Source organism: Parafrankia sp. FMc2 (assembly GCF_041008525.1).
Taxonomy (GTDB): Bacteria; Actinomycetota; Actinomycetes; order Frankiales; family Frankiaceae; genus Parafrankia.
In genome coordinates this window covers 1-992 of the sequence record NZ_JBFLUG010000432.1, presented here as the reverse complement: position 1 = coordinate 992, position 992 = coordinate 1, and the positions used below count along the sequence as shown (strand labels likewise).

The window sequence follows — 992 nt, the reverse complement described above, 5'->3', positions numbered from 1 at the left end:
AACTGCGCGACAGCGTCAAGAAGGCGTTCGCTCGCCTCTTGGCCACACCGGAGATTATCCGAGGCTTCTTCCGATCTCCAGACCTGTCCTACATCAATATTCCACTAACTTAGTTTTCTCTTAGTAGTAGTCGTGGGAGTTACGCCCCACCGGGGAGGACGGGAAGGCCGTCCGCAGGGCTAAGGGGAACAGGTGGCCGGATATCGAATGGACGGGAGGCATGCGTAATGCAGAGCGCCGAAACGATCCTTGGTGTCCTCCGTGAACGTGGAAGGAAAGGGCTGCCGCTGGAGAGGCTGTACAGGCAGTTGTTCAATCCTGCGCTGTATCTGGTGGCCTATGGGCGTCTGTACTCCAACAAGGGGGCGATGACTCCTGGGGTCACTGGGGAAACCGTGGACGGCATGTCACTGGCCAAGATTGACCGGATCATCGACGCGGTGCGCCACGAGCGCTACCGGTGGAAACCGGTGAAGCGGGTGCACATCCCGAAGAAATCGGGGAAGCTGCGCCCGCTTGGTCTGCCGACCTGGTCGGATAAACTGGTCGCCGAGGTCGTGCGCTTGCTGCTAGAGGCGTACTACGACGTCCAGTTCTCCGACCGTTCCCATGGTTTTCGTCCCGGCCGAGGCTGCCACACGGCGTTAAGTGAGGTAGTCGACGTCTGGAAAGGGACGCACTGGTTCATCGAGGGGGACATATCCAGCTGTTTCGAGGAGCTTGACCACCAGGTCATGCTTGACACAGTGGGGGAAACAATCCACGACAGTCGTTTCCTGCGGCTGCTGGGCGCTATGCTCCAGGCGGGGTACCTGGAGGACTGGAAATGGGGAGCGACGTTGTCTGGTGCGCCGCAAGGCGGCCCGAGTACGCCCCCAACGCACTTGGCAACCAGCCCTCTGGTCACCCTCCGCATCAGCGCTAGCGGCCGGAGTGTCGCGGTCTGATGTTCGTTGGCGAAGTGGGATGCGATGCCGGATTGTAATCTTCTC

At 60.2% G+C, this 992-nt stretch carries 1 pseudogene; it reads left to right on the top strand.

Going from position 1 to position 992, the window contains the following annotated elements:
- Nucleotides 1-227 precede the first annotated feature (227 nt).
- Nucleotides 228-875: pseudogene (locus AB1460_RS37760) on the top strand (reverse transcriptase domain-containing protein); the annotation flags it as partial.
- Between the last annotated feature and the right edge of the window lie 117 nt (nucleotides 876-992).